This window comes from Glycomyces tenuis DSM 44171 (genome assembly GCF_000427885.1).
GTDB classification, from domain to species: domain Bacteria; phylum Actinomycetota; class Actinomycetes; order Mycobacteriales; family Micromonosporaceae; genus Glycomyces; species Glycomyces tenuis.
Map to the genome: position 1 here is coordinate 159308 of NZ_ATYW01000016.1, position 24668 is coordinate 183975.

27 protein-coding genes are annotated in these 24668 nt (G+C 70.2%); 16 read left to right on the forward strand and 11 right to left on the reverse strand.

All coding sequences use genetic code 11. The features are described 5' to 3' along the window. Nucleotides 1–6: 6 nt before the first annotated feature. A complete protein-coding gene (locus YWW_RS35210; protein ID WP_081687559.1) occupies nucleotides 7–1305 on the reverse strand; it encodes an RNA-guided endonuclease TnpB family protein in 1299 nt (432 codons plus the stop codon). A 28-nt stretch (nucleotides 1306–1333) separates the two neighbouring features. Here YWW_RS35210 and YWW_RS0117605 point away from each other — a divergent pair, with 28 nt between their 5' ends. The 3 genes from YWW_RS0117605 to YWW_RS0117615 all read left to right on the forward strand — a co-directional run bounded on the left by YWW_RS0117605 (nucleotide 1334) and on the right by YWW_RS0117615 (nucleotide 3850). After that, the gene (locus YWW_RS0117605) at nucleotides 1334–1999 is read left to right on the forward strand and encodes an NAD-binding protein (protein WP_026931134.1); all 666 of its coding nucleotides are present in this window, start codon (nucleotides 1334–1336) and stop codon (nucleotides 1997–1999) included. Beyond that, entirely contained in the window at nucleotides 1999–2664 is a 666-nt protein-coding gene (locus YWW_RS0117610) for a potassium channel family protein (RefSeq protein WP_026931135.1), read from the forward strand. The genes YWW_RS0117605 and YWW_RS0117610 overlap by 1 nt, the downstream gene beginning before the upstream one ends. 100 nt (nucleotides 2665–2764) lie before the next feature. Then, complete coding sequence (locus tag YWW_RS0117615) at nucleotides 2765–3850, forward strand: lytic polysaccharide monooxygenase (RefSeq protein WP_026931136.1); 1086 nt, start codon at nucleotides 2765–2767, stop codon at nucleotides 3848–3850. A gap of 28 nt (nucleotides 3851–3878) precedes the next feature. On the opposite strand, the gene YWW_RS31290 is transcribed toward YWW_RS0117615, so the two are convergent. Genes YWW_RS31290 through dut form a run of 4 tightly spaced genes read right to left on the reverse strand, consistent with a single transcriptional unit; the run spans nucleotide 3879 to nucleotide 6304 of the window. Beyond that, nucleotides 3879–4607, reverse strand: a complete 729-nt coding sequence (locus YWW_RS31290; RefSeq protein ID WP_051325986.1) for a DUF3159 domain-containing protein — start codon at nucleotides 4605–4607, stop codon at nucleotides 3879–3881. Between the two features lie 28 nt (nucleotides 4608–4635). Next, entirely contained in the window at nucleotides 4636–5046 is a 411-nt protein-coding gene (locus YWW_RS0117625; RefSeq protein WP_026931137.1) for an OB-fold nucleic acid binding domain-containing protein, read from the reverse strand. 42 nt (nucleotides 5047–5088) lie between these two features. Continuing rightward, nucleotides 5089–5835: a DUF3710 domain-containing protein gene (locus YWW_RS31295; RefSeq protein WP_051325987.1), complete on the reverse strand. Its 747-nt coding sequence runs from the start codon at nucleotides 5833–5835 to the stop codon at nucleotides 5089–5091. Continuing rightward, nucleotides 5828–6304 (reverse strand): dUTP diphosphatase, encoded by a 477-nt coding sequence (gene dut, locus YWW_RS0117635; RefSeq protein WP_026931138.1) that lies wholly within the window; start codon nucleotides 6302–6304, stop codon nucleotides 5828–5830. The genes YWW_RS31295 and dut overlap by 8 nt, the downstream gene beginning before the upstream one ends. 41 nt (nucleotides 6305–6345) lie before the next feature. Here dut and YWW_RS0117640 point away from each other — a divergent pair, with 41 nt between their 5' ends. Beyond that, nucleotides 6346–6831: a DUF3093 domain-containing protein gene (locus YWW_RS0117640; RefSeq protein WP_026931139.1), complete on the forward strand. Its 486-nt coding sequence runs from the start codon at nucleotides 6346–6348 to the stop codon at nucleotides 6829–6831. A gap of 109 nt (nucleotides 6832–6940) precedes the next feature. Here YWW_RS0117640 and YWW_RS0117645 read toward each other — a convergent pair whose 3' ends face one another. Then, the gene (locus tag YWW_RS0117645) at nucleotides 6941–7240 is read right to left on the reverse strand and encodes a DUF4193 domain-containing protein (RefSeq protein WP_026931140.1); all 300 of its coding nucleotides are present in this window, start codon (nucleotides 7238–7240) and stop codon (nucleotides 6941–6943) included. 476 nt (nucleotides 7241–7716) lie between these two features. Here YWW_RS0117645 and YWW_RS0117650 point away from each other — a divergent pair, with 476 nt between their 5' ends. The 3 genes from YWW_RS0117650 to YWW_RS0117660 all read left to right on the forward strand — a co-directional run bounded on the left by YWW_RS0117650 (nucleotide 7717) and on the right by YWW_RS0117660 (nucleotide 10576). Beyond that, the gene (locus YWW_RS0117650; RefSeq protein ID WP_026931141.1) at nucleotides 7717–8133 is read left to right on the forward strand and encodes a LytR C-terminal domain-containing protein; all 417 of its coding nucleotides are present in this window, start codon (nucleotides 7717–7719) and stop codon (nucleotides 8131–8133) included. A 154-nt stretch (nucleotides 8134–8287) separates the two neighbouring features. Next, on the forward strand, nucleotides 8288–9916 hold the full coding sequence (locus YWW_RS0117655) for an RNA polymerase sigma factor (RefSeq protein WP_081687561.1): 1629 nt from the start codon (nucleotides 8288–8290) through the stop codon (nucleotides 9914–9916). A gap of 420 nt (nucleotides 9917–10336) precedes the next feature. Continuing rightward, nucleotides 10337–10576, forward strand: a complete 240-nt coding sequence (locus tag YWW_RS0117660; RefSeq protein WP_026922332.1) for a DUF7455 domain-containing protein — start codon at nucleotides 10337–10339, stop codon at nucleotides 10574–10576. Between the two features lie 289 nt (nucleotides 10577–10865). Here YWW_RS0117660 and YWW_RS0117665 read toward each other — a convergent pair whose 3' ends face one another. Both YWW_RS0117665 and dtd read right to left on the reverse strand, forming a co-directional pair. Beyond that, a complete protein-coding gene (locus tag YWW_RS0117665) occupies nucleotides 10866–12569 on the reverse strand; it encodes a DEAD/DEAH box helicase (RefSeq protein WP_425402703.1) in 1704 nt (567 codons plus the stop codon). 94 nt (nucleotides 12570–12663) lie between these two features. Next, nucleotides 12664–13086 (reverse strand): D-aminoacyl-tRNA deacylase, encoded by a 423-nt coding sequence (gene dtd / locus YWW_RS0117670; protein WP_026931144.1) that lies wholly within the window; start codon nucleotides 13084–13086, stop codon nucleotides 12664–12666. Nucleotides 13087–13127: 41 nt separating this feature from the next. Between dtd and YWW_RS0117675 the strand changes: the two genes are divergently transcribed. From YWW_RS0117675 to YWW_RS0117700, 6 genes are all read left to right on the forward strand, one after another. After that, nucleotides 13128–13454: a DUF3099 domain-containing protein gene (locus YWW_RS0117675; RefSeq protein ID WP_026931145.1), complete on the forward strand. Its 327-nt coding sequence runs from the start codon at nucleotides 13128–13130 to the stop codon at nucleotides 13452–13454. Nucleotides 13455–13688: 234 nt separating this feature from the next. After that, on the forward strand, nucleotides 13689–13910 hold the full coding sequence (locus YWW_RS0117680; RefSeq protein ID WP_035702585.1) for a DUF3039 domain-containing protein: 222 nt from the start codon (nucleotides 13689–13691) through the stop codon (nucleotides 13908–13910). Between the two features lie 107 nt (nucleotides 13911–14017). Then, nucleotides 14018–14635, forward strand: a complete 618-nt coding sequence (locus YWW_RS0117685; RefSeq protein WP_026931147.1) for a trimeric intracellular cation channel family protein — start codon at nucleotides 14018–14020, stop codon at nucleotides 14633–14635. Nucleotides 14636–14786: 151 nt separating this feature from the next. Next, complete coding sequence (locus YWW_RS31300; protein ID WP_051325988.1) at nucleotides 14787–15743, forward strand: sigma-70 family RNA polymerase sigma factor; 957 nt, start codon at nucleotides 14787–14789, stop codon at nucleotides 15741–15743. A 136-nt stretch (nucleotides 15744–15879) separates the two neighbouring features. After that, complete coding sequence (locus YWW_RS0117695) at nucleotides 15880–16566, forward strand: metal-dependent transcriptional regulator (protein ID WP_026931148.1); 687 nt, start codon at nucleotides 15880–15882, stop codon at nucleotides 16564–16566. Nucleotides 16567–16650: 84 nt separating this feature from the next. After that, nucleotides 16651–17805, forward strand: coding sequence for a mandelate racemase/muconate lactonizing enzyme family protein (locus tag YWW_RS0117700; RefSeq protein WP_026931149.1), 1155 nt, complete (start codon nucleotides 16651–16653; stop codon nucleotides 17803–17805). 90 nt (nucleotides 17806–17895) lie between these two features. On the opposite strand, the gene YWW_RS0117705 is transcribed toward YWW_RS0117700, so the two are convergent. The 3 genes from YWW_RS0117705 to YWW_RS0117715 are packed head-to-tail and all read right to left on the reverse strand — an operon-like array spanning nucleotide 17896 to nucleotide 19776. Next, nucleotides 17896–18516 carry a hypothetical protein gene (locus YWW_RS0117705; RefSeq protein WP_155830232.1) on the reverse strand — a complete coding sequence of 207 codons (621 nt, stop codon included), beginning with the start codon at nucleotides 18514–18516 and terminating at the stop codon, nucleotides 17896–17898. Further along, nucleotides 18513–19352 (reverse strand): sulfurtransferase, encoded by an 840-nt coding sequence (locus YWW_RS0117710; RefSeq protein WP_026931151.1) that lies wholly within the window; start codon nucleotides 19350–19352, stop codon nucleotides 18513–18515. The genes YWW_RS0117705 and YWW_RS0117710 overlap by 4 nt, the downstream gene beginning before the upstream one ends. After that, nucleotides 19336–19776: a deaminase gene (locus YWW_RS0117715; protein ID WP_026931152.1), complete on the reverse strand. Its 441-nt coding sequence runs from the start codon at nucleotides 19774–19776 to the stop codon at nucleotides 19336–19338. Before YWW_RS0117715 ends, YWW_RS0117710 begins: the two co-directional genes overlap by 17 nt. Before the next feature lie 127 nt (nucleotides 19777–19903). On the opposite strand from YWW_RS0117715, the gene YWW_RS0117720 reads away from it, so the two are divergent. The 3 genes from YWW_RS0117720 to YWW_RS0117730 are packed head-to-tail and all read left to right on the forward strand — an operon-like array spanning nucleotide 19904 to nucleotide 24658. Then, nucleotides 19904–21295, forward strand: a complete 1392-nt coding sequence (locus tag YWW_RS0117720; protein ID WP_155830233.1) for an MCP four helix bundle domain-containing protein — start codon at nucleotides 19904–19906, stop codon at nucleotides 21293–21295. Next, the gene (locus YWW_RS0117725; protein ID WP_026931154.1) at nucleotides 21292–22281 is read left to right on the forward strand and encodes a glutamate ABC transporter substrate-binding protein; all 990 of its coding nucleotides are present in this window, start codon (nucleotides 21292–21294) and stop codon (nucleotides 22279–22281) included. The genes YWW_RS0117720 and YWW_RS0117725 overlap by 4 nt, the downstream gene beginning before the upstream one ends. A gap of 10 nt (nucleotides 22282–22291) precedes the next feature. Beyond that, on the forward strand, nucleotides 22292–24658 hold the full coding sequence (locus tag YWW_RS0117730) for a serine/threonine-protein kinase (protein ID WP_051325990.1): 2367 nt from the start codon (nucleotides 22292–22294) through the stop codon (nucleotides 24656–24658). Nucleotides 24659–24668: the final 10 nt, after the last annotated feature.

Consider the following 24668-nt stretch of genomic DNA (forward strand, 5'->3'; position numbering starts at 1 on the left):
TCTCGGTTACAGTACCGCGTGAGCAGCACCGGCGCCGAGAGGTTCCTCGTTCCTCCCCTGCAGGGGGTTGCGGGCGGCGCCGGACGTGTCCGGTCTTATCCGCCCTCCGGAGGCGTTTCGCGTCTCCGCATGCCCTGCGGCGACGTCCGCGAGGCGTTGCCCCTCACGGCGGATGTTCAGTTCCGCGTTCACATCACGATCATGCACGGCACCGCATCCACATTGCCAGAGGCGGATCTTGAGCCCGGCCAGTCCTTTCGGCCCTGAGAGCGATCCGCATGCCGAACACAGTTGCGTGGAGGGAAAGAACCGATCGATCCGAACGAAGGTTCGCCCCCGTCGCTCGGCCTTCGACTCCAAGCGGGAAAGGAACCCGCCGAATGCCTGATCGTGCAGACTCTTCGCCCCGCGACCGCGCACCGGGCCTTTGACATTGAGGTCTTCGACGTACACGGCCTGGTTCTCTTCGAGTATCGCCTTGACCTGTTTGTCGAGCCAATCATCTCTCCTGTCACGGATCCGCTCGTGGATCCGAGCCAGCTTCAACCGGGCCCGCTCCCGATTCGCAGAGCACCGCTGTTTTCGCGCCAGTTCCCGCTGCGATCGCTTGAGCTTGCGTTCGAGCGATCGGAAGAATTTCGGCGACTCGATCACCTTGCCTCCGCGTAGAACGGCGAAATCCTTCAAACCCAGATCGATCCCCGTCGCGGCCTCGGGCAATGGCTCCTGCGATGCGGCGTCCTCGTCGACGGCCACTACAAAACTGGCGTAGTATCGGCCGGCTGCGGTCTTGATCACCGTCACCGAAGACGGATCGGAGGGTAGTTCCCTCGACCAGGCGACTTTGACATCGCCGATTTTCGGCAACCGCAGCCGCCCGTCGCCGAGCACTCGGAACCGACCATTGCGCGTGAATCGCACCGCCTGCCTATGTGAGCGCCGTTTGAATCTCGGCGGGCCGATCTTCGGGCCCGGCCGCTTCCCCGATCGGGAATCGAAGAATGCCCGCCAGGCTCGGTCGCAGTCCGCCAGGGCCTGCTGGAGCACCACCGCCGAGACCTCGACCAACCAGGCTCTCTCCGGTGTCCGTTTCGCCTCGGTGATCAACCGCTTGGACAACGTCGCCGCGCTCGGGTAAGGCGACCGATCATTATGCGCCGCACGCCGTACGGCGATCGCATCGTTGTAGATCACGCGGGCGCATCCGAATGACCGCGCCAGCGCTTCGCGCTGTGAGGCGGTCGGATACAGGCGGAACCGGTAGCGTGAACGCTGCGGCGGTGGGACGTCGCGGTATCGTCGCACCGATGTCGTCAGTGAAGGGGTGAGCCGGGTGCATGTGGTGATCATGGGCTGCGGCCGCGTGGGTTCGCTCTTGGCGCGCAGCCTGGTGGAGCTGGGGCACACGGTCGGCGTCATCGACCAGAATCCCAAGGCCTTCCGCCGGCTCGGCCCCGACTTCGACGAGACGACGGTCAGGGGCAACGGCTTCGACCGCGAGGTGCTGGCCAAGGCCGGCGTCCAGCGCGCCGACGCGTTCGTGTCGGTCTCCTCGGGCGACAACTCGAACATCATCGCCGCGCGCGTGGCACGCGAGAACTACGGCGTCCGCAACGTCATCGCCCGCATCTACGACCCGCAGCGCGCCTCGGTGTACGAGCGGCTCGGCATCCCCACCGTCGCCACCGTCCGCTGGACGGCCGACCGGCTGCTGCGCCACCTGCTGCCCGAGGAGCAGCAGCCGCTGTGGCGCGACCCGACCGCGACGCTCTCGATGGTCGAGGTCCTGTACGACGAGGGCTGGGTCGGCGTGCCGCTGGCGGCGCTGGAGGCGGCGACGGGGCACCGCGTCGCCTATGTGACCCGTTTCGGGCGGGCGACGCTGCCGACCGACTCCTCGGTGCTCCAGGACGGCGACCAGGTGTACATGCTGGTGGCCGACGACGGCGCCGAGCAGGTCGCCGAGATCGCGGGCCGGGCCCCGCAGGGAGGTGTCTGATGCGCGTCGCCATCGCCGGAGCGGGCAACGTGGGCCGCTCGATCGCCGCGGAGCTGGTCGGCAACGGCCACGAGGTGCTGCTCATCGAGCGCGACCCGGAGGCGATGCGGCCCGAGCGCGTCCCGGAGGCCGAGTGGCTGCTGGCAGACGCCTGCGAGCTGGAGAACCTGCGGCAGGCGCACTTGGAGGGGTGCGACGTGGCGGTGGCGGCCACCGGCGACGACAAGGTGAACCTGGTCGTCAGCCTGCTGTCGAAGACCGAGTTCGCGGTGCCGCGCGTGGTCGCTCGCGTCAACCGCGCCGAGAACGAGTGGCTGTTCGACGAGGAGTGGGGCGTCGACGTCTCGGTCTCCAAGCCCAGGCTGCTGGCGGCGCTCGTCGAGGAGGCCGTCAGCGTCGGCGACCTGGTGCGGCTGCTGAGCTTCCGCCAGTCGCAGGCGAACCTGGTGGAGATCACGCTGCCGGTCGACGCGCCGCACGTGGGCAGGACGGTGGCGGAGGTGCCGCTGCCGCGGGACGTGGCGCTGGTGGCGATCATCCGGGGGCGCAGGGTCATCGCTCCCAGCCCGGACGACACGCTGGAGGCCGGGGACGAGCTCGTGTTCGTCTGCAACGAGGACGCCGAGGACGCGGCGCGCGCGGTCATCCTGGGCAAGTCCCGCTGAGCTCGGCCGGGGCATGACTCGGCCCGCCCGCCTTTACATCGGGGGCCTTGCCGTAATATATTTAAGGTTCTCGATGTATTAATCAACTGGGAGCGCTATCATGCTCAAAGTACCCAAACGCCTCCGAAGCGTGCTGCTCGTCCTCGGGGCGGTCGTCGTCGCCGGTGGCTCGGCGCTGTTCTTCGTGCAGCCCGCCGCCAGCCACGGCACCGCCACCAGCCCGCCCGCCCGGCACTACAGCTGCTGGGAGCGCTGGGGCGACGACCACCTGAACCCGGACATGGCCCAAGAGGACCCCATGTGCTGGCAGGCCTGGCAGGCCAATCCCAACACCATGTGGAACTGGAACGGCCTCCTGCGCGAGGGCATGCAGGGCCAGCACGAGTCACGCATCCCCGACAACCAGCTCTGCTCCGGCGGCCAGGCCGAGGGCGGGCGCTACAACTCCCTCGACGAACCGGGCGCCTGGCACACCACGCCGCTCGACAACGACTTCACCCTCCACTACGAGGACACCGCCACGCACGGCGGCGACTACTACTGGGTGTACGTCACCAAGCAGGGATACGACGCCACCACCGACGCACTCGACTGGGGCGACCTCGAACGGGTCGTCGAGACCGGCGTGTACGAGCCGGGCGAAGAGGTCGACATCCCCGTGAGCGCGCCGGGCCGCACCGGCCGACACGTGGTCTACGTGGTCTGGCAGGCCAGCCACATCGACCAGACCTTCTACTCCTGCTCCGACGTCTGGTTCGGCGAGGGCGGGCCCACGGACCCGCCGGACGACCCGACCACGCCCGACGAGCCGGACGACCCCACGACCCCCGACGACCCCACGACCCCCGATGAGCCCGACGACCCGACCACGCCTGGCGGCGACCTCAGCTGCTCGGCCACGGCCACGGTCAACAGCTGGGGCTCGGGCGCGACCGTCGAGGTCACCGTCGACAACACCGGATCGCGGACGGTCCACGCCTGGATGCTCCACTGGCATTGGCCGGAAGGCTCGGACGCGACCGTGACGAACATCTGGAACGCCGAGCATTCGCTGATGGGCGACATGGAGATGGCCGAACCGGTCGGATACAACCAGACCATCGACTCGGGAGGCTCGGTCTCCTTCGGCTTCAACGTCAGCGGCTCGCTGACATCGGCGCCGGAGTTCGACTGCCTGGCGTCGTAGCAGTGCCCTTGGGGCCTGTGAACAGGCCCTAGGCGCCGCGGCTCTCGGGCCGCGGCGCCGCGGGTTCGTCGGCCTCGGCCGCCTCTTCGGCCGGGGCCGACTTCAGCGTGCGGCGCACGACCCAGATCGTCAGCGCGGTCAGCGCGACCGTCACCGGCGTGCCGCCGAACAGCGTCACCCATCCCAGCGCGGTGTCGGCGTCGATCTGGTACAGCCAGATCCGGGCGGCGTTCTTGAGGATGAACACCACGCCCCACAGGACCGTGATCCAGCACAGGACGTCGACCAGCCGCTTGTTCTGGCGCCACTCCTTCTTCCCGCCCTGCGCGATCACGGCGTAGACCCAGCCGACGATCGGGTGGCGGAAGATCGCCGAGACGATGAAGCCGACGCCGTAGACCGCGCCCCAGATGATCCCCGGCAGGTAGAAGTCGCGCGCGTCGTCGCTGCGCCAGGCCAGGAACGCGCCGAGCGCGATGCCGAACAGGCCGTTGAGCGCGTACCGGACCGTCTCCTTGCGGGCCGCCCGCCAGACCGCGATGCCCACGGCGCTGGCGGCCGCGAGCACGATCGACCACTGCAGGCCGTTCAGCGGCCCGAACTCGCGCTCGCCGAGGATCGGGTTGAGGACCACGAACAGGGTGATCGGGACGGCCGCCTCGATCACGCCCCTGACGCCGCCGAGCTGCTGCGAGAGCTGCTCGGAGAACGGGGGCAGCTCGTCGGGATCGGTGCGCTGCGGCGTCTCGGTGCTCAAAGAGTGCCTTCCGGGTTCCTCGGCGCCTTCAGAGGCGGAGTTCGTAGATCGGGTTGTAGATGACAAATCGGCCGTCACCGCCCTGCGCCACTCGGCCGCGGGCGACGATCCTGGTCCCGGCCTCCAGGCCAACGATACGCCGTCGGCCCATCCAGACCAGTCCGACCTGACCGGTGCCGTCGAACAGTTCGGCCTCCACCGACGGCGAGCGGCCCTCGGCGCGCAGCACGACGGTGCGCAGGCGACCGGCGACGACGACCGACTGGCGCGCCTCGATCCGCTCGACCGGCGTGTACTCGGCGTCGGCCTCCCCCTCGCCGCCGGTCCTGCGGGCGGCGATCTCGTCGCGCACGTTCGCGGCGAACAGCTCCTGCGAGGGGGCGGCCAGGCGGCGGAGCCACCGCTTCCAGCCGGGGGCGGGGTCGTCGGGCACGGTCACCGTGGCGCCCCTCGGCGGGGCCTGCGGGCCATCGAACCCGGCCTACCGCTTGCGGGGGCGGGGCGAGGGCTTGCGCCTGACCTTCGGCTTGGGGGTGTCCCCGGCCGCGACGATGGCGCGGGTGCCGTCGCCGCCCTCGGCCTTGCGCTGCGCGATGCGCGCCGCGGCCTCCTCGGCCATCTTCGGCGGCAGCTTCAGCGGCAGGGGCTCGCGGACCGGCATGGCCAGGTTGCCGCGGTCGACGACGAGGTTGCGCAGGGCCTCGTCGAGCTCGGGCGCGGCGTCCTCGTCGGTGGCGCGCTTGCCCTGGAAGGTGGCCTGGACGAACCAGCGCGGGCCGTCGACGCCCACGAAGCGCACCGTGTTGGTGCCCTTCTGGCCGGCGACCCGCGCGATGAGCTCCTCGCCCCAGCGTCCCTCCACCGTCTCGACCTTGCCGCCCTGGCCGGTGACCTGAGCGGTGAGCTCCTCGCGCATCTCCTCCCAGATGCCCTCGCTGCGCGGCGCGGCGCGGACGAGCAGCTGGAGGGCGGAGGAGCCGGTGGTGAGGACGACCTGGCTGATGTTGCCCTTGGCGTCGGTCTGGGCCTGGAAGCCCACGCCCTTGGGGATGGGCAGGCGGATCGCTCCCAGGTCGAGGCGGCGCAGCTCGTCCTCGGGAGCGTCGGCGGCGTCGAAGGGGCCTTCGGTGACCTCTCGGTCGACCTCTTCACCGCTCTCGGCCAGCGAGTCGAGGACCGCTCCCTCGCTGGGGCGCTGCTTTTTCGACGACCGTCGCCGTCTAAACACGTTCGTTCTCCTCTGCGAGTCGGCGGTGTCCGCCGGTGGACCCGTGGCCGTTCGCGCCGCGCCGGGTGGGGGCCAGTTCGTCGACCTCGGTGAAGCGGGCTCGTACTACAGGTTGGATCACCAATTGTGCGATACGGTCCCCGCGTTCGATGACGGCGGTCCGCTCCGGATCGAGGTTGACGAGGTTGATCTTGATCTCACCGCGGTAGCCGGAGTCGATGGTGCCCGGGGCGTTGGCGATGGTGACGCCGAGGCGGTGGGCCAGGCCGGAGCGGGGGTTGGTGTAGCCGACGTAGCCGTCGGGTACGGCCACGGCCACGCCGGTGGGGACGAGGACGCGCCGCCCGGGGGCGAGCTCGACGGTTTCGGCGGAGTAGAGGTCGGCCCCGGCGTCGCCGGGGTGGGCGTACGTCGGGACGGGCAGGTCCGGGTCGATGCGCCTGATGGCGACCGGCACGTCGGCGTTCACAGTCTGCTGCCTCCTTGAGTTCGAGGGCTATGGTCTCAGACATGGAGAGTCGAGAACGGTACGCCGAGCGGATGCGGATGCCGTGGGCGGGCTGGCTCGCGGTCCTCGCGTTCGCGACGCTGGCGGCGGGCCTGTCGAATTTCGGGGATCTGCGCTGGTGGCGGGTCGCGGCGAGCGTCGCGGTCTTCGTCGCGGTGCTGGCCGGGGCCTGGTGGCTGGGCCGCCTGCCGGTGCGGGTGGTCGAGAGCGGCGGGGACGGCGAGGTGTGGCTGCACGTGGACGACGCGAAGCTGCCGATGTCGGCGGTGTCCGAGGTCCAGGTGCTGGACCGGACGGCGTATTCGGACGCGCTGGGGGTCGCCCTGCATCCGCTGGCGTTCGTGGTGCAGCGGCCCTGGCTCAAGCGCGGGGTGCGGATCGTCCTGGACGACCCGGAGGACCCCACGCCCTATTGGGTGGTCTCCTCCCGGCGTCCCGAGCGGCTGCGGGAGGCGCTGGCGGTGCCCGTCGGGTCGCCGGCCGCCTGAGCGGCGCGCAGCGCGGCGAGACGGCGAGACGCCCGAATGCCGGTGTCGGCACCCGGGCGTCCGATGACGGGGCGGCGGGCCGGGCACGGCCCGGTTCGCGGAGTTCGTTCTAGGCGCAGTCCTTGCAGATCGGCTGGCCGTTCTTCTCCTTGGCGTACTGGCTCCGGTGGTGGACCAGGAAGCAGCTGGAGCAGCGGAACTCGTCGTTCTGCATCGGCAGGACCTTGACCGAGAGCTCCTCGTCGCCGAGGTCGGCGCCGGGCAGTTCGAAGTTCTCGGCCACTTCGGCCTCATCGACGTCCACCGTCCCCGACTGGTCGCTGCGACCCTTGGCCAGCGCTTCGATGCTGTCGGGGCCGCCGGTGGCCTCTTCCTTGTCCCGGCGCGGGGCGTCGTAGTCGGTTGCCATCGTTTCCACTCCCATTGGTTTCTATGGCACAGGTGCGTCGAAGCGGCGCGAGTCCGAGGGCTGCGGCTGACGCCGCGGGGGCCTCCACGGCTACGCTCGCGAAGCCGTGCGTCAGCGGCTACGGCGACGCTCGCGAGCCGTGAACAGCGTCCTCGGCCGCGCTCATTTCGACTTGGTTTCCTGGCGGGTTCTGTCCGTCCCTGCAGGCGGCGTACCTTACCGCGTGCAGTCCATTCGTATACACCATGTCGCTCGCTTTTTCATCCCCATTGTGGCGAGAAACACTCTTGTGGCGCGGGAAGTGAGTGTACCGCCTCTCGCCCACGAAGGCCGTCCCCGCACGATAGCCTTTGGACTACATCGAGAATGGGGAGGTCGCAGTGCGAATCGCTCGTATCCGCGCGTTGACGGTTTTGTGTGCATTGGCGCTGGTAGCGGCATTGGCGACCCTGTGGGCAATTAGGAATGACTCGCAAGTGAGCGCCGGCGCGGACTGCGCCCCCGGGGCGGTCGAGATCAAGACCGCGCCGATCCCCGACCCCGAGCAGATCGAGGTGGTCGTCCTCAACGGCACGGAGCGGACGGGCCTGGCAGAGCAGGCGGCCGGCCAGTTGGAGGACCGCGGCTTCAAGGTCATCGAGGTGGGCGACACCGACGAGAGGATCGACGAGGCCGCGCTGGTGAAGTACGGCCCCGAGGAGTACGCGGGCGGACTCCACACTCACGCGTACTTCTACGGCGGCCGCGACGGCTTCGACCTGGAGTGGGAGGAGCCGATCACCATCGTCCTCGGCGACGCGTTCAAAGAGGTCCGCTCCACTTCCGATGCGCGCCAGTCGTTCGCCCAGAGCGGTGGCATCACGACGCCCGATGGCACCTGCGCGGTAGAATAGGTCGCCGTCACGCCCCTCGAACCACTGCCATCGTCATCAAAAATGCGGAAACTCAGCTCGAAACGGCATCACGGACGGGCCGGTAGCGAATTTCGGCGCTACAATTCACGCTTGCCCGGTCGTGTTGCGACCTGGGCTGCCGACCCAATATCCAATGCTCACCCGCCATGGAGCCCGGCTCCGCCGTGCCCGCCATTGCCTCGGAAGGTTGCTCGTGACTGACGCACGTCCCAACGGCACCGACGTCAATTCTCTGACCGACTCATTGCTCGAACTGGCCCGTGAAAGCGATGGGCAGCTGACGTCAGCGAAAGTCGCTCAGGTCCTGGAGTCGGCCCAGGTCTCCCCCGCCCAGGGCAAGCTGGTGCTCAGAGCGCTGGCCGAGGCCGACGTCACCGTTGTCGTCGACGGCTCCTCCTCCGGCCGCAAGCGCGTCCCCGCCGCCCGCACCGCCACCTCCTCGCGCACCGCCACCGCCAAGACCGCGAAGAAGTCGACCAAGAAGGCCGCCAAGAAGACCGCGGCGTCGAAGCCCGCCGAGGACGGCGAGGAGACCGCGGCACCGAAGAAGGCCGCCAAGAAGGCCTCCGCGAAGAAGACCGCCAAGAAAGCGGCGAAGAAGACCGCCAAGAAGGCCGCCCCCAAGTCCGAGGACGAGGAGGCCGCCGAGGCCCTCGCCGCGGAGGAGGCCGCCGCCGAGCCGCCCAGGAAGGCCACTCGGAAGAAGGCCGCCAAGAAGGCCTCCGCGAAGAAGGCGTCCAAGAAGGACAAGGACGACGACGAGCCCGACGAGAACGACTTCGAGTGGGACGAGGAGGACTCCGAGGCGCTCAAGCAGGCCCGCAAGGACGCCGAGATGACCGCCTCGGCCGACTCGGTCCGCGCCTACCTCAAGCAGATCGGCAAGGTGCCGCTGCTGAACGCGGCCCAGGAGGTCGAGCTCGCCAAGCGCATCGAGGCCGGGCTGTACGCCGTCGAGCGCCTCAAGCAGATGCGCGAGGCCGGCGAGGAGATCCCCACGCAGATCCGCCGCGATCTCGAGTGGATCGTCCGCGACGGCGACCGCGCCAAGGACCACCTCCTGGAGGCGAACCTCCGCCTCGTCGTATCGCTCGCCAAGCGCTACACCGGCCGCGGCATGGCGTTCCTGGACCTGATCCAGGAGGGCAACCTCGGCCTCATCCGCGCCGTCGAGAAGTTCGACTACACCAAGGGCTACAAGTTCTCCACCTACGCCACGTGGTGGATCCGGCAGGCCATCACGCGCGCCATGGCCGACCAGGCCCGCACCATCCGCATCCCGGTGCACATGGTGGAGGTCATCAACAAGCTCGGCCGCATACAGCGTGAGCTGCTCCAGGACCTGGGCCGCGAGCCCACGCCCGACGAGCTGGCCAAGGAGATGGACATCTCCCCGGAGAAGGTCCTGGAGATCCAGCAGTACGCGCGCGAGCCGATCAGCCTCGACCAGACCATCGGCGACGAGGGAGACAGCCAGCTCGGCGACTTCATCGAGGACTCCGAGGCGATCGTCGCCGTCGACGCGGTCTCCTTCTCGCTCTTGCAGGGCCAGCTCCAGCAGGTGCTCCAGACCCTGTCGGAGCGCGAGGCGGGCGTGGTGCGGCTGCGGTTCGGCCTCACCGACGGCCAGCCGCGCACGCTCGACGAGATCGGCCAGGTCTACGGCGTCACGCGCGAGCGGATCCGCCAGATCGAGTCGAAGACGATGTCGAAGCTGCGCCACCCCTCGCGTTCGCAGGTGCTGCGCGACTACCTCGATTAAGCCGCGCGCCGCGGGGTACACGTTCGACGCAAGGCCCGCGCGACGGTCCGTGAGCGCCGCCGACGTGGCCGCACAGCCGAATACCGCCGCCCTCTCGGGCGAGGTCGACGGGCCGTGAAACGGCGGCCGCGACGATGCTCGGGGCCGTGAAACGGCGGCTTCGGCGACGCCCGCGAGCCGTGATTCGGCACGACCCGTATCACTCGATCGGGTAAGTGAGCGGTCGCCTCGCCAGGTTGCCGTTCGCCGATCCGTGGGCTACGGTGTGGAGCAACTATCGCGATCCGGACAGCGGAGTGAGCCGAGTCTCACTAAGCAGGTCGGGGGAAGAGGTAGTACAGTGCAGGCGTTGAACGGGATGAGCCGGTCAACGGGCCGACGTAAGAACCAACGACTACCGAACGCAGCGGAGGACCTGGTATGACATCCACCCTGACGCCCCCGCCCCAGACGGAGGAACGTCCGATCGCGGGCGAGCGCTGCGACCGGTGTAGCGCCGCGGCGAAACTGCGCGTCATGCTCGCTGAAGGCAGTGACCTCGTCTTCTGCGGACACCACGCGAACCAGTACGCCGAGAAGCTCGTACCGATCGCCATCGACTTCAACGCCGACCCCGAGTTCGAATGGCGCGGCACCGACCTCATGGCGTCTGAGAACTAGCGCCCACAGGCTTCGAGACGAGCCCGGACGGCCCCGACCGTCCGGGCTCGCTCTGTGTCCGCCCCGGCATCGAGGCGGTCCGCTCGCGAGCGCGGAACGGACGGTCGCGTCCCGCTCCAGAAGCGGGGCGGCGACCACGCCTTCCCACGAGCACGGAGCGGACCCGTGACGAGGTCGTTCACCGGCGTGTCGCTTCGCTCGCCCACGTGAGCGCGACTCGGCTCCGACCCGCCGCCATTCGGCCCCTCGCGGGCGCGGAACGGACGCGCGCCGGCCTCGGGCCTCGTGCTCACCAGGAGCGGATCGTGGCGATCCGCTCCTCCAGTTGCTCGATGGTCGCCTGCGCGCTCGGCGGGCCGCCGCACTTCGAGCGGAGCTTCGCGTGGATCTTCCCGTGAGGTTCGCCCGTAGCGAACGACTGGGCGCCCACCAAGGCGTTCAACTGCTTGCGCAGCTTCAGGCGCCGCTGCGCGTTCGTCATCGGCGGCTCGGCCGAGGGCTTCGCCGCCTCCGGCGCCGACGACTTCTTCTGCTTCGCCATCTGCTCGCGCTGCCGCTTCTGGAGCAGCAGGTGCACCTGCTCGGAGGTGAGCAGCCCCGGCAGGCCCAGGTACTCCTGCTCCTCGGGGCTCCCCGCCTGCACCGGCAGCCCGAACGAGCCGCCCTCGAAGATCACCTGGTCGAGCTCGGCGCTGCTCTCCAAGGTCTCGCGCTGGCCGAGCTCGGTCCCCTCGTCGAGCTGCCGCTGTGCCTGCTCCAGCAGCAGCTCCGGGTCGGCGTCCTCCGACTTCTGCTTGATGACGTGGTCCCGGTCGGCCTCCAGGTTCTCCGCCAGTTGCAGCAGCGGGATCACGCTCGGCAGGAACACCGAGGCGGTCTCCCCGGGCCGCCGCGACCGCACGAAGCGGCCGATGGCCTGCGCGAAGTACAGCGGCGTCTGCGCGTTGGTCGCGTACACGCCCACCGCCAGCCGCGGGATGTCGACGCCCTCGGAGACCATGCGGACGGCGATGAGCCACTCCTCGTCGGAGGCCGCGAACTTCGCGATCCGGTCCGAGGATCCGGCGTCGTCCGAGAGCACGACCTGCGCGGTCTTCCCGGTGACCCGCTTGAGGATCCCCGCATAGGCCCGCGCCGTGTTCTGGTCCGAGGCGATGACGAGCCCGCCCGCGTCGGGCATCCCGGCCGCGCGCAGCGAGACGAGCCGGTGGTCGGCCGCGCGGATGACCTGCTTGATCCACTCCCCCGACGGGTCCAGCGCCGTCCGCCACGCCTGGGCGGTCAGGTCCTTGGTCAGCGGCTGCCCCAGGCGCACCGCCAGCTCGTCTCCGGCGCTCGAACGCCACTTCGCCTGCCCCGAGTAGGCCATGAACATCACCGGGCGGACGACGCCGTCGGACAGCGCGTCCCGGTAGCCGTACAGCGAGTCGGCCTTCGAGCGTTTCGAGCCGTCGGGGGCGTCCTCGTAGTCCACGAAGGGGATCGGGTTGTCGTCGCTGCGGAACGGCGTGCCGGTCAGCGCCAGGCGCCGCTCGGCCTCGCCGAAGGCGGTCAGGACGCCCTCGCCCCACGAGCGCGAGTCGCCCGCGTGGTGGATCTCGTCGAGGATGACGAAGGTCCGACGGGTCATCGTGCGGCGGCGGTGGACCGAGGGATCGGCGCCGACCTGCGCGTAGGTGACGACCGCGCCGTGGAAGTCGGCTGCATTGTGGACGTCGGCGTTGCGGAACGAGGGGTCGAGCTGGATGCCGAAGTTCGCCGCGGCCCCGGCCCACTGCACCTTGAGGTGCTCGGTGGGGCAGACGACGGTGACGGTGTCGACGGTGCCGTCGGCCAAGAGGTCGTAGGCGATCCGCAGCGCGAACGTGGTCTTCCCGGCGCCGGGCGTCGCCACCGCGAGGAAGTCCTTCGATTGACCCCGGTGGTAGGCGACCATGGCTTTGCGCTGCCAGACCCGAAGCGACGGAAGCGATTCAGGTGGGGCGGCCGGGATCATGCGGGCTCCTTCTTCTCTCACCGAAGCGCGCGAGGCGCAGGCCTCGACACGGACAGACCCGCTCGATTCTAAGGGGCGAGGGTGGTCACGTTCAGCGCTCCAGGAGGATGGTGTTGGGGCCGACGTTGACACTGCGGACCTCCATCATGGCGCCGAACTTGCCGGTCTCGACGTGCGCTCCGAGCTCACGCAGGACGGCGGCGACGGCCTCCACCAGCGGTTCGGCGACGGGAGAAGGGGCCGCGGCGTTCCATGAGGGCCTGCGGCCCTTGCGCGTGTCGGCGTAGAGCGTGAACTGGCTGACCAGGAGGATCGGGGCGTCCAAATCGGACGCAGACAGCTCATCCCTCATGATGCGCAGCTTCCAGACCTTCTCGGCGATCCACCGCGCTTCCTCAAGACCGTCCGAATGGGTGACGCCGAGGAGGACGAGCAGGCCGTCGCGGATCGCGCCGACGCTCGCCCCCTCCACTGTCACTTCGGCTTCACTGACGGTCTGCACAACAGCTCTCATGCCCCAGATCATGTCGCATCGGATCGGCGTAGGCTCGAAGGGTGGGACGGCGTGAGAAGGCAGTGGCCATCACCGACGTGGAGCTCTCTCCTGACGAGGAGCTGCGCATCCGGACGATCCGGTATGTCGTGATGATGTCGATACGCGCGCTTCTGGTGATCGTGTGCGCCGTCCTCGTGATGGTCGAGGCGCCGCTGCTGTGGCTGTGGCTGCCGCTCGGGCTGGTCGGCATGGCCGTCCTGCCGTGGCTGGCGGTGCTGCTCGCGAACGACCGGCTCCCCAAGGACAAGCGCAGCGCGTTCGTGCGCCACCGGCGCCGCGCGGAGCACCTCCCCGCCCCCGAGCACCGCATGATCGACTCCGAATAGCGCCCGGCGGCCCCGAACCTCGCATGATGCGCGGAGCGGACGTTCGGCGCACGCGCCCGGAGACCGCCACTGCCCGCGCGGCGGCGCCGTCTTCGGCGGAGCGGTCCGTGACCGCGCCGCCACGGGCCTTCGAGCTGTGATTCCGCTCGCCCGCGTGGCAGACTTGACGGGTCCTGCCCGCAATCGAGGAGTGAGTTTGACGTGAGCGAGCTTCCCACCACTGGCGGTTCGACGATGCTCGACGAGCAGACCGAGACCAAGCCGAATTACACCTACGAGGACGGCGACGAGGAGCGCTTCTCGCATTACGTGCCGAAGGACAAGCTCATGGCCGCCATGGTCGACGGCATCCCGGTCAAGGCGCTGTGCGGGAAGATGTGGGTGCCCACTCGCGACCCCGACCGCTTCCCGATCTGCCCGAGCTGCAAAGAGATCTACGAGAAGATGCGCAAATAGGCGCATCGCGCCCCCGGTGGACGCGGCGCCGGGCTTCTTGCGAGTCGCAGCTCGCGCCGCGCCCCCGGACCGGGATGTGACCCGGCTCTGCCTGCTATAACGCCTGAGTGGAGCCTTTCTCTCTGACACTGGTCGCCGAACTGGTCGGCACCGCCGTCTTCGCCGCCTCCGGCGCCTCGGCCGCGGTCGGCAAGCGGCTCGACATGTTCGGCGTCGTCGTCATCGGCGCCATCACCGCGCTCGGCGGCGGCACCATGCGCGATGTGCTCATCGACGCGCCGCCGCTCCTGCTCGTCGACTGGCGCTACCCGACCGTCGCCGTGCTCGCCGCGGTCGCCGTGTTCTTCTTCCACCCGGCGCTGTCGCGCCTGCGCATCGCGATGCTGGTGCTCGACGCCGCAGGCCTGGCCCTGTTCACCGTGGTCGGGACCGCGAAGGGCCTCGACTACGGCCTGGCCGTCTACGCCGCTTGCATCGTCGGGGTACTCTCCGGTGTGGGTGGCGGCATCCTGCGGGACGTCCTCACTCGGGAGATCCCGGTGGTCCTGCGCGCGGACTTCTACGCGCTGGCCGCCGTGGTCGGCTCGGTCATCGTCGCCGCGGGCGCGCCGCTCGAGTCGCGGATCGGGGCCGTCGCCCTGTCGGTCATCGCCGCCGCAGCGATCTTCGTTGTACGGCTGGTTGCCATCAGGTATCGCTGGGAAGCCCCGAAACCGAATTTCTGAGTCTGTCTCCCGGTATCGTGCCACCCTTCGCCCTGAAGGGTTTCAACCGCCGATTTCCGCTGCAAGCTGGTACCTCAACGCCCGGTGCCCCGCCGGGTGAGGTGCGGGAACACCCCCCGTGCGAGGGTCAGCAGCGAAAGGCGAACCAACGATGGCACCCGTCGACAGCATCCGTCAGCGGCCGGCTCAACGTGCGGCCGAGTACTCCGGCGACCCCGTTCGCGCCTATCTCAACGGGATCGGCAAACACCGCCTCCTCACCGCCTCCGAAGAGGTCGAATGCGCCAAGGCCATCGAGGCCGGCCTGATGGCCGAGCGCCGCATCTGCGAGACGACCCAGCCCGATCTGCGAGGCGACCTGGCCAAGATCGCCGCCGAAGGGCGCGCGGCCAAGCAGCGGATGCTCGAGTCGAACCTGCGCCTGGTGGTCAGCGTCGCCAAGCGCTACTCCGGACACGGCATGAGCCTGCTCGACCTGATCCAGGAGGGCAACCTCGGACTCATCCGGGCCGTCGAGAAGTTCGACTACCAGAAGGGCTACAAGTTCTCCACGTACGCCACCTGGTGGATCCGGCAGGCGATCAACCGCGCGGTGACCGACCAGTCCCGCACGATCCGCGTCCCGGCCCACACCGTCGACCAGATCAAGCGGATGAACCGGGCCCGCCAGGACCTGCTGGCCGGACTCGGCCGCGAGCCGAGCTACGAGGAGATCGCCGCCGAGCTCGACATCACCCCCGGCAAGGTCCTCGAGCTCATGTCGTACGACCGCGAGCCGGTCAGCCTCGACCAGACCGTCGGCGAGGACGACTCGACCGCCCTGGGCGACCTGGTCGCGCACATGCCCCGCGAGGCGGCCACCGAGGAGTCGGTCTCCTACGCGCTGCTGCGCCGCCACATCGCGAACGTGCTGGCCAGCCTGCCCGAGCGGGAACAAACCGTGCTCCGTCTGCGTTTCGGTATCGACGACGGCCGCCAGCGCACCCTCGAAGAGGTGTCGGCCGATTTCGGCCTCTCCCGCGAGCGGGTGCGGCAGATCGAGAAGAACGCCCTGCACCGTCTCCGCCAGCCCGACTACGCGGGACGGCTCGCTGACTATGTGGCCTGAACGGCATATATGATTGGTGTGGACAGGGGTCTGGCGGCACTTGACCCACCCCGCCCTGGGGCGTGAGTCGATTCGCGGCTCGCATGCCGTGCATCGACCTCGTCGAGCCGGGCGGCCTTAGTGAAGGAACGAAGCTGTGACCACGGACCTCGTCGACACTACCGAAATGTACCTGCGTACCATCCTCGAGCTCGAGGAGGAGGGCGTGCCGGCGCTGCGCGCGCGGATCGCCGAGCGGCTCGAGCAGAGCGGCCCGACGGTCTCCCAGACGGTCGGCCGGATGCAGCGCCACGGCCTGCTCAACGTCAAGAGCGACCGCCACCTCGAACTGACCGAGGAGGGCCGCAGGCAGGCCGTCGCGGTCATGCGCAAGCACCGCCTGGCCGAGCGGCTCCTCGTCGACGTCATCGGCATGTCCTACACCGAGGCCCACGACGAGGCGTGCAAGTGGGAGCACGTCATGAGCGACTCGGTGGAGAAGCGGGTGTACGAGCTGCTGGAACACCCCACGCGCTCGCCCTACGGCAACACCATCCCCGGGCTCAAGGAGCTCGACTCGGCCGCCGAGGTCGTGCTCGACGAGCGCGACGAGCGGCCGATGAGCGTGGTGGCGCCCGGCTCGAAGGTGCGGGTGACGCGCCTGTGCGAGTCGGTCCAGACCCACCCCGATCTGCTGGCCTCCCTCCACGAGGCCGGGATCGACCCCGGCGCGGAGGTCGTGGTCGACCGCGCGGACCGCGAAGTGGTGATCAAGGCCGAGAGCGACACGATCCGCCTGGCCGTCGACGACGCCGCGAAGGTGTTCGCCGCTCCGGTCGAGTAGCCGCTGGGCATTGACCATCCGGTGACGGGCCGGTATGGTGGCGGTGTTTTGTGAAACCGCTTGCTGTCGCTCGAGGGGCCGCCCATGCGCATCACTCATCTCACCACTCACGTCGTCGGCACACCCTGGCGCAACCTGACATACGTGCAAGTGCACACCGACGAGGGCCTGACCGGCGTCGGCGAGACGCGGATGCTCGGGCACACCGACGCGCTCCTGGGCTACCTGAAGGAGGCCGAGCGCAACCACGTCGCCGGCTCCGACCCCTTCGCGATCGAAGACCTCGTGCACCGCATGAAGTACCACGACTACGCCCGCCCCGGCGAGGTCATGTCCAGCGGCATCGCCGCCGTCGAGATGGCCTGCTGGGACATCAAGGGCAAGGCCCTGGGCGTCCCGGTGTGGCAGCTGCTGGGCGGGAAGGTCCGCGACCGCATCCCGGCCTACGCCAACGGCTGGTACACCGTCGAGCGCACCCCCGAGGAGTTCCACGCCGCGGCGAAGAAGGTGGTCGAGCGCGGCTACCGGGCGCTCAAGGTCGACCCGTACGGCGCCGGCCGCTTCGAGCTGGACCAGGCCGAGTCGCGCCGGGCGGCCAGTCTCGTCGAGGCGGTGCGCGACGCCATCGGCGAGGAGGCCGAGCTGCTGCTGGAGATGCACGGCCGCTTCAACCCCGCCACGGCGATCCGCCTGGCCCAGGACGTGGCGCCGTTCCGGCCGGGGTGGGTCGAGGAGCCGGTGCCGCCGGAGAACCTCAAGGCGCTCAAGAAGGTCTCGGACCACCTCGACCTGCCGGTCGCCACCGGCGAGCGCATCCACGACCGGGCCGAGTTCAGGGAGCTGTTCGAGCTCCAGGCGGCCGACGTCATCCAGCCCGACATCGGCAACATGGGCGGGCTGTGGGAGACCCGCAAGCTCGCCGCGACCGCCGAGACCCACTACGTGCTCATCGCCCCGCACAACGTCGGCGGGCCGGTCCAGACCGCCGCGAGCGTCCACCTGGCGGCGGTGACCCCGAACTTCAAGATCCAGGAGCACTTCAACGACTTCGCCGACGCCGACATCAAGGCCGTCGCCCCGGGGTCGCCGCAGGTCGACGACGAGGGCTTCTTCCCGCTGCCGACCGCTCCCGGCCTGGGCGTCGAGTTCGACGCCGAGGCCGCCGCCGCGACGCCGCAGAACCGCGCGAAGTTCAACCTGTTCGCCGACGACTGGCACAAGCGCGAAGGCACCGCCTGAGCGCCCCCCGAACCGCACTCCGCACCAGAGCGCCCTCCTCGTTCCCCCGGCGAGGAGGGCGCTCTGCCCGTCCCCGCCGGAGGCCGGCGGTCACTCCTCCTCGGCCGCGGCGGCGTGGGCCGCGGTGATGCCGTCGGCGAGTTCGGCGAAGCCGTTGACGAGGTTCTGCACCTCGACCGGGTCGGCGCCCTCGGGAGCGGTGTAGCGCATCTCGAAGATGTCGCCGCCGCTGTACCAGCCCATCTCCATGGCCGGCCCGGCGCCGGTGTCCTCGGTGTGCACGATCCAGTACCCGGTCTCGCCGATGCTGTCGGTGCTCTCGGAGCCCTCGGGTATCTGCTCCTTGTAGACGTCGACGCTGGCCTCGGTGCCGATGATGAACAGCGTCAGGTCCGGGTAGGCGGCCTCACCGGTCTGGATGGCGCACGTCGCCTGGTCGGTGGCCTCCTCCTCGTCGGTGCCCTCTTCTTCGGGGCCGCCGGAGGCGAAGCGGAAGTCCTCACCGGTGATCGAGTTCAGCTTCGCGCCGTCGACGAAGGGGCACGCCCCGCCGGCGCCCTCCAGGTCCAGGTCGACCGGGCCGGTCGTCTCGCCCGAGGGCGACGTCTCGCTGCCCGCGGTCTCGACCGGGTCCTCGGGCTCGTCCTCGCCGTCGCCGCACGCGCCGAGCGCGAGCAGCAGCACCGCCGGGATCACTGCGAGTCTTCTCATCGTTCCTCCCCCGTGGCGACCTCGCGGCCCCGTGAGACCCAGTCGCTCCATGAGCCGATGTACACCGGCGGCGTCGGCAGTCCGGCGGCCGTGAACGCCAGCGCGGCGCGGGCCGCGCCGACCCCCGAGCCGCAGTAGAACGCCGCCTCTCGATGGCCTTCGTACCGCCCCCGCAGCGCCTCGGTGTCGGCCAGGCCGCTGCCGTCGGGAGCGTTGTCGTCGCTCAGCGGCAGGTTGACCGCGCCGGGGATGTGGCCGGCGACGGGGTCCACGGGTTCATTCTCGCCGCGGTAGCGCTCGGGGGTCCGCACATCGACCAATTCGTTCCGCTCGGCCCAGGCCGCGGCGGCCTCGGCGTCGAGGACGGGCAGGGCGCCGGGGCGGACGGTGATGTCGCCGCTCTCGGGCTCGGGATCGGTGTAGGCCAGCGGGTAGCCGGCCCCGATCCAGGCGTCGATGCCGCCGTCGAGGACGCGGACGTCCTCGTGGCCTGCCCAGCGCAGCGTCCACCAGGTGCGGGCGGCGGCCATGCCGTCGCCGTCGTCGTACACCACGACGGTGGAGTCCTCGCTCACGCCCGCCGCCCGCAGCACCGCTTGGAGGGCGTCGGGGTCGGGCAGTGGATGGCGTCCGCCGGTCTCGCGCACGGGCCCGCAGATGTCGCGATCGAAGTCGATCCAGACAGCGTACGGCAGATGGCCTTCGCGGTAGTCCGATTCCCGGCTCGGCCCTCCGAGCGTCCAGCGGACGTCGAGCACGACCGGTTCGGCGAGTCCGGCGGCCTCGTCGGCGCCGATTAGTGGCCTCATAATCCACAGATTATCGGAGGTGCGCATTGGGTCTTTCGGCCGCTTCGGCGAATTCGGGCATCGCCCGCACTCGGACGCCGGCCTCGCGCAGGACGGCGATGCCGCTGGGAGCCTGGACGAAACGCTCGGGTTCGGCGATCGCGTAGACGACGCGGGCGATCTTCGCCTCGGCGAGCAGCCGCGCGCACGGGAGGGGCCGGGAGGCCCGCAGCCCGCACGGCTCCATCGTCGAGTAGACGGTGGCGCCCTCGACCGGGCCGTCGGCGCGGCGCAGGGCGACCTCCTCGGCGTGGTCGCTCGGGTCCTCGGCGCGCGAGTAGCCCTCGCCGACGGCCCGGCCGTCGACCACGATCACCGCGCCCACGCTGAACGCGGTCCGCGAGGGCGGGCACCGCTCGGCCAGGGCGACCGCGCGGGCCATCCAGCGGGCGTCTGCTTCGGATTCGGGCACGGTGCCAACATACAGCGGACCAAGGCACATGACGGCCGTCACGCCGCGTTGCCGCGTGCCGATACCATGATGTCGACCCCCCGAACCTTGCACTCTCGCGACGCCCGCGGAGTCGCGAATCTGAGAGGTGAACTTGACCGTCCAGTCTCCTCCCGCCCCACCGCGGCAGCAGCCGGCACCGGGCGGCGTGACCTCGCCGGTGCCCGGGCCCGAAGGCGTCGCCGAGCGCGGGCGGCAGCGGGTCTCGCGTCTGACCACGTCGCTGCGGCAGACCCCCGGGCAGCTCCGAGGGATCCTCGCGGTCCTCGTCGTCCTGACGCTCGGCGCGGGCGTCACCGCCATGGTCTCGATCCTCGGCAAGAACGCCGTCATCGAAGAGACCACGAGCCAGTCGGGCCGCCTGTCGGTGGCCGCGCTCGACCTGTACCAGGCGCTGTCGCAGGCCGACGCGACGGCCGCGAGCTCCTACCTGACACCGGGGGCGGCCTCGGAAGAGGTCCGCGACGCCTACCGGGAGGCGCTGCGCGACGCGACGGTCGCGCTCACCACCGCCGCCGGCGAGGTCGAGACCTCGGCCGACGCCCAACTGGTGGCGAACCTGAACGCGCACCTGCCGGTCTACACCGGCCTGGTCGAGTCGGCCCGGACGTTCAACCGGCTCGGCGAGCCGGTCGGCGCCACCTACCAGCACCAGGCGTCGACGCTCATGCGCAGCGAGATGCTGCCCGACGCCGACGCGCTCCAGCACAACGCGATCGACCAGCTGGGCGAGGCGAGGGAATCGGCGGCCTCGTTCCCGTGGATCCCCGCCGTCCTGGCCGCGCTGGCGCTCGGCGTCCTGGTCTGGGCGCAGCTGTGGCTGACCCGCAGGACCAACCGCGTGTTCAACCTCGGCCTGGTGGGCGCGACGGTGGCGATGGTCGGCATGGTCGGCTGGCTGGTGTTGGTGTCGCTGGCCTCGGCGAGCCACACCGACCGCTCGCACGAGGAGGGCGCCGACCCGCTGGCGCTCCTGGCCGAGGCGCACATCGCCGCGCAGCAGGCCCGCGCCGAGGAGTCGCTGGTGCTCATCGCCCGCGGCGAGGACAGCAAGGCGGAGGAGCGCTACACCGCCCAGATGGAGCTGCTGACGGGCGAGGACGGCCTGCTCGCGCAGCTCAACGAGGCCTACGGGGACGACCCCGAGCTCGCCGACTCGCTCGCTGCGGCCCAGGAGTCGGCCGGGACGTGGAGCGCCGGGCACGACGAGGTCATCAAGCTCGCCAGGGCCGGCGAGTACAGCGCGGCCGTGGAGATGGCCGTCGGGGACTCCGAGGAGAGCCTGGCGACGTCGTTCGACGCGCTCAACGAGCAGCTCACCGCGGCGACCGAGGTCAGCGCCGACCGCTTCGTCGACGCGACCGGCGACGCCAGCCGCTCCCTGTCGGGCGCGGCCGCCGGACTGGCGACCCTGTGCCTGCTGGCGCTGGTGAGCGCCGCGATCGGCATCCAGATGCGAGTGGCGGAGTATCACGCATGATTGAGCACAGGTCAACGGTTTCACGAGACGCGCCGAAACGGCGGCTCCGGTGGGCGGCCGCGCTCACCGCCGGTCTGTTCGCCGCGGCGGCCTGCTCGGGCCCGGTCTCGGTGGAGCCCCCGCAGGTGGACGTGCCGACACCGCTGCCCGAGGGCATCGACTTCGACCCCGACATCAGCACCGACCCGGCCGACGAGAGCTGCGACCCGCTCGCCTCGTACTCCCCCGGCTCGGTCACCGCCGAGCAGGCGCGGGATACCCTGGGCGACCAGGAGCTCCTCGTCGTCGGCATCAGCCAGTCGACGAACCTCATGGGCTACCGCGACCCGTCGACCGGCCAGCCCACCGGCTTCGACGTCGACATCGCCAAGGCGATCGCCGGCCACCTGATGGGCGACGAGGCGAAGGTCAAATGGGTGCCGATGACCTCGGGCGAACGCGAGGAGGCGGTGAACTCCGGCACCGTCGACATGGTGGTGCGCACCATGACGATGAACTGCGAGCGCTGGGGCAACGTCGAGTTCTCCAGCGAGTACTACCACGGCGGGCAGCGGCTGCTCGTCCCCACCGACTCGGGGATCGCCGGCCTGGCCGACCTGACGGCCGACCACCGGGTGTGCACCGGCGCCGGCTCGACCTCGCCGAAGAACATCGCCGAGCAGTCCGAGGCGCAGCCGGTCACCGTACCGGACTTCAACGACTGCCTCGTGCTGCTCCAGCAGGGCACCGTCGACGCGATCACCACCGACGACTGCATCCTGGCGGGCATGGCCATCCAAGACCCGACGCTCGAAGTCGTCGGCGAGGCGTTCTCCGAGGAGCCCTACGGCATCGCCTTCGCCAAGGGCAACACCGACCTGGCCCGCTACGTCAACGGCGTCCTGGAGACCATGCGCTCCGACGGCACCTGGCAGTCCATCTACGACACGTGGCTCGCCGAGCACCTCGGCGACGCCACGGCCCCCGCCCCGGTATACCAGGATTGAGGTCAGCGCGATGAGCGACGAGCGGCCCGAACACACCCAGCGCTACACCCCGAGCGTCCGCCAAGTCCAGCAGGCCCAGACCGAGGACGAGTCCGACTCCGACACGCTGCGGGTGCGCAAACGCCTGAGCACGCCTCCGGCGGTGCCCGCCGCGCCCGGCTTCGCCCCGCAGCAGACCTCGGGCGCCCCGGTCGGCGCGCCGATCTCGGCCCAGCCGGTCTCGCACGTCGTCTCCCCCTCGCAGGCGCCGCCGTCGCCGCCGCCCGCGCCCTACCGGGCCCCCGCGGCGCCGCTGCCGCAGCCGATCACCGGGCCGGTGACGCGCTCGTCGACGACCAGCTCCCGCCAGCGGGGCGGCCTGTCCGACATGCCGCCGGTGCCGCCGCGCGACCCGTCCGAAGCGGTCCTGGCCGACCCGAAGGTCCCCGAGTCGAAGCGCTTCTGCGGCTCGTGCGGGAAACCGGTGGGCCGCCCGCAGGCCGGCCGCGGCGGCCGCGTCGACGGCTTCTGCCCGTACTGCCGGGCCCGCTACTGGTTCACGCCCTCGCTCCAGCCCGGCGACCTCCTCTCGGAGCGCTACGAGATCCTCGGCGCGATCGCCCACGGCGGCCTCGGCTGGATCTACCTGGCCAACGACAAGAACTTCGCCGACGACCTCACCGAGCGGTGGCTGGTCATCAAGGGCCTGATCAACACCACCGACGAGGACGCCATCGAGGCGGCCATCAACGAGCGCCGCTTCCTGGTCGGCATCGACCACCCGAACGTGGTCGACATCCACGACTTCGTCACCGCCGCCGACCCGCGCTCGGGCCAGCTCCAGTCCTACATCGTCATGGAGTACATCGCCGGCAAGTCGCTGCGCGACATCCGCGACGCGGTGGACCCGGACGGGGAGCGCAGCCCGCTGCCGCTGGAGCAGGTCCTCACCTACACCTCCGAGCTGCTCCCGGCGTTCTCCTACCTCCACGACCGGGGCCTGCTGTTCTGCGACTTCAAGCCCGACAACGTCATCCACGTCGAGACCTGGCTCAAGCTCATCGACCTGGGCGCGGTGCGCCGTGTCGACGACGAGGAGTCGGCGATCTACGGCACGCCCGGCTACTCGGTGCCCAACGACGAGATCCTCTCGGTGGGCCCGTCGGTCACCTCGGACCTGTACACCATCGGCCGGTCCATGGCCGTGCTCGCCTTGAAGTTCAAGGGCTTCACCGGGGAGTACCGCGACTCGTTCCCGCCGGCCTCCGAGACGCCGCTGTTCCAGGAGTTCGGCTCCTTCCACCGGCTGCTGCTGCGCTCGTGCCACGCCGACCCGCGCTCGCGCTTCCAGGACGCCGACGAGATGCGCACGCAGGTGCGGGGCGTCCTCCACGAGGTTCAGTCGATCCAGCGCGGCGAGCCGAAGTTCGAGCCGTCGACGCTGTTCAGCCCCGAGCAGTCGGTGTTCGGCGAACCCGACGTCGAGTACGACGTCGCGGCGATCGGCGACCCATTCGACGTCGCGCACGCCCTGCCGACGACCATGGTCGACCTGGCCGACCCATGCGCCTCGTTCCTGGCAAGCCTGACCGCGACCGACGCGCACGGCATCCTCACCGAGCTGGCCTCCGCGCCCTCCCAGAGCCCGGAGGTGCAGCTGCGGCGCGTGCGGACCCTCGTCAACGCCGGCGAGCTGCACATGGCGAACTCCACGCTCGACCAGTTCGCGGCCCAGGAGGGCAACACCTGGCAGGTGACGTGGATGCGGGGCCTGATCTCGCTCCTGGCCGGCGACTTCCACACCGCCGCGGCGCACTTCGACGCCGTCTACTCGCACCTGCCCGGCGAGCTCGCGCCGCGCCTGGCGCTGGCCGCCTGCGCCGAACTGGCCGGGCGAGGCGACCTGGCGCTGCCGCACTACACGCGGATCTGGGCGTGCGACCACCGCTTCGTCTCGGCCGCGTACGGCCGGGCGCGCCTGCTCGACCTCGACGGCCACTCCACTGAGGCGATCACCACACTCCACCAGGTGCCGAAGACCTCGTCCCAGTACGGGATCGCGCAGACCGCGGCCATCCAGACGTCCCTGCACAGCCGCACCACGCCGCCGTCGCTGATGGACCTGCACCACATGGCCGGGCGGCTCGAGGAGCTCAAGCTCGAGCCCAGGCGCCGCCACCTGGTGTCGACGAGGATCCTGCACGCGGCGATCGACCTGGTGTCGCGGACCGGGCCGGCGGCCGAGCCGCTGGTCTTCGGCGCCGTGCCCGAAGAGCGCGAACTGCGTCTGGCGCTCGAGGCGGCCTACCGTAAGCTCGCCCACACCTGCACGAGCCGCGAGGACCAGGTCTACTACTTCGACCAGGCCAACCGACACCGCCCCCGCACGATGCTGTAGCGAAGGAGCA

What these genes read in the sequence shown, in the direction of transcription:
- YWW_RS0117655 (WP_081687561.1), top strand. Translation starts at nt 8,288, where the DNA reads ATGCTCACCCGCCATGGAGCCCGGCTCCGCCGTGCCCGCCATTGCCTC.
- YWW_RS0117640 (WP_026931139.1), top strand. Translation starts at nt 6,346, where the DNA reads ATGGAGAGTCGAGAACGGTACGCCGAGCGGATGCGGATGCCGTGGGCG.
- YWW_RS0117660 (WP_026922332.1), top strand. Translation starts at nt 10,337, where the DNA reads ATGACATCCACCCTGACGCCCCCGCCCCAGACGGAGGAACGTCCGATC.
- YWW_RS0117615 (WP_026931136.1), top strand. Translation starts at nt 2,765, where the DNA reads ATGCTCAAAGTACCCAAACGCCTCCGAAGCGTGCTGCTCGTCCTCGGG.
- YWW_RS0117700 (WP_026931149.1), top strand. Translation starts at nt 16,651, where the DNA reads ATGCGCATCACTCATCTCACCACTCACGTCGTCGGCACACCCTGGCGC.
- dtd (WP_026931144.1), bottom strand. Translation starts at nt 13,086, where the DNA reads ATGAGAGCTGTTGTGCAGACCGTCAGTGAAGCCGAAGTGACAGTGGAG.
- YWW_RS0117645 (WP_026931140.1), bottom strand. Translation starts at nt 7,240, where the DNA reads ATGGCAACCGACTACGACGCCCCGCGCCGGGACAAGGAAGAGGCCACC.
- YWW_RS0117725 (WP_026931154.1), top strand. Translation starts at nt 21,292, where the DNA reads ATGATTGAGCACAGGTCAACGGTTTCACGAGACGCGCCGAAACGGCGG.
- YWW_RS0117710 (WP_026931151.1), bottom strand. Translation starts at nt 19,352, where the DNA reads ATGCGCACCTCCGATAATCTGTGGATTATGAGGCCACTAATCGGCGCC.
- YWW_RS0117705 (WP_155830232.1), bottom strand. Translation starts at nt 18,516, where the DNA reads ATGAGAAGACTCGCAGTGATCCCGGCGGTGCTGCTGCTCGCGCTCGGC.
- YWW_RS0117610 (WP_026931135.1), top strand. Translation starts at nt 1,999, where the DNA reads ATGCGCGTCGCCATCGCCGGAGCGGGCAACGTGGGCCGCTCGATCGCC.
- YWW_RS31300 (WP_051325988.1), top strand. Translation starts at nt 14,787, where the DNA reads ATGGCACCCGTCGACAGCATCCGTCAGCGGCCGGCTCAACGTGCGGCC.
- YWW_RS0117730 (WP_051325990.1), top strand. Translation starts at nt 22,292, where the DNA reads ATGAGCGACGAGCGGCCCGAACACACCCAGCGCTACACCCCGAGCGTC.
- YWW_RS0117680 (WP_035702585.1), top strand. Translation starts at nt 13,689, where the DNA reads ATGCTCGACGAGCAGACCGAGACCAAGCCGAATTACACCTACGAGGAC.